The sequence below is a fragment of the Streptomyces poriferorum genome, from assembly GCF_019399235.1.
Lineage (GTDB): Bacteria > Actinomycetota > Actinomycetes > Streptomycetales > Streptomycetaceae > Streptomyces > Streptomyces poriferorum.
Genome location: NZ_JAELVH010000540.1, coordinates 1 through 1,453, shown reverse-complemented (window position 1 = coordinate 1,453; position 1,453 = coordinate 1). Strand labels below are relative to the sequence as shown.

General features: G+C 74.4%; 2 protein-coding genes. One reads left to right on the top strand and one right to left on the bottom strand.

Features of this window, described 5'->3' with window-relative positions:
* Positions 1 to 245: 245 nt before the first annotated feature.
* Positions 246 to 557, bottom strand: coding sequence for a hypothetical protein (locus JGS39_RS39435; RefSeq protein WP_219574573.1), 312 nt, complete (start codon positions 555 to 557; stop codon positions 246 to 248).
* A gap of 256 nt (positions 558 to 813) precedes the next feature.
* Here JGS39_RS39435 and JGS39_RS39430 point away from each other — a divergent pair, with 256 nt between their 5' ends.
* Complete coding sequence (locus tag JGS39_RS39430) at positions 814 to 1,164, top strand: hypothetical protein (RefSeq protein WP_219574572.1); 351 nt, start codon at positions 814 to 816, stop codon at positions 1,162 to 1,164.
* Positions 1,165 to 1,453: the final 289 nt, after the last annotated feature.

The window sequence follows — 1,453 nt, the reverse complement described above, 5'->3', positions numbered from 1 at the left end:
CGCCCGCCGCGCCGCCGCCGTCCGGCGCCGTCCGGCTGTCCGCCGGCCGTTGCCGCGCCTCGCGTTCATCGCCTCGGCCCGCCGTCCCGCCGGTCCCGCAGCGCTGGCCGGGGGCGAGAAGTACACGTACCGGTGTGAGCAGGCTCTGCTGGCGGACGTGGTGGACCGGGCCCCCGCCATCGTGACCGGCCAGACACGGTCCGCGCGTCTTGTCCGCGCCTGCCACCGGAAGGGGTTTCCCGACCTCATCGACCCGCCGGCGCGAGGCCTGCGTCCCGCTGGCCCGGCCGGACGCGGGCGCCTTCCTTCAGCAGGCACCCGTCTCTGTAGTCCGCCATCCACTCGGCGTTGAAGATCTTCGAGAGGTAACCGCGGCCGCTGTCGGGCAGCGGGACCGCGACCACGTCCTCGGGTTCTGCCTGGACCACACCCGCCGGGCAGTCCACGGCCGTGTACGCGGCGGGCGGGAAGGAGACCGCGGTGCCGGCACCGTCCCTCACCGCCGCGGTGAGCAGCGGCCGGCCCGGACTCTGCCCCTTGGGGTTCCGTGCCGGCACAGGGCGTCTAGCCTTCCCGGATGGAGAAGCAGCGGTTCCAGGCGGACCGGCCGACGGAGGGCGAGGAGAGCGCCCGGCACTTCGTACGGGTATGGGCGGAAGCGGTCATTCGCCAGGCCCGGCGTACCAGGGAAGCCCGTCAGACCAGCGCCGGCAACGCCCGCGCCCACGAGCTCGGTGAGGACTTCAGCCCCGGCCCCGAGGACCTCGAGCTCGACTTCCGTACGCAGTGGGCCGAGGAGCACCTCCTGGTGTGGTGCGCCCATCAGCTGAACGCTGGCGAGGCCGTCTGGCGCGGGAGCGGGGCGAGACTCCGCCACCGGAGAACCAGGACCTCAAACTCGCCCGGGACGCACTGGAGCACCTGGACGAGGCCGCCTTCGCCGCCGAAGAGGCCCGCTCTCCCGCCGACAGGGGGTCCGCCGGCCGGGCCCTTCGTGGCCTGCCCGGACAACGGCTTCGCCTGTCGCTTGACGGCAGCACTCTCTTCGAGGTCCTGGACCCGGAACGGCTGGACCAGGAGGCCCTCAAGGTCGTGAAGTCCGTCGAGCAGGAGCTGGCCGGGCGGGCGGTGGCCGCCTACGAGGATCTCGCCGCCGGACGGTGAGACCACGACCACGGTCGGCGGCAGGGAAGAAGCGGGCGGCCCGCCCGGGCAACGTGCGAGGAGCGCGGACGGGCTCCGGTCCGGGTTCTTCCCTGGCCGACCGCGCCGACGGGCACCGACAGGCCGTAGGCCTGTCGGGGACGCGTCGGCCCACCCGCGGTGTATCCCTCTGACCTGCACATTCGTGGCTGAGCGTGGGCAGTCGGCGGGCACCCGCCCGGGTGCACCGCCGCGCGCCCTCGCGACGCCGTGCCACGCTCACCGGCCCCCGCGAGGGCGCGCGGCGGTG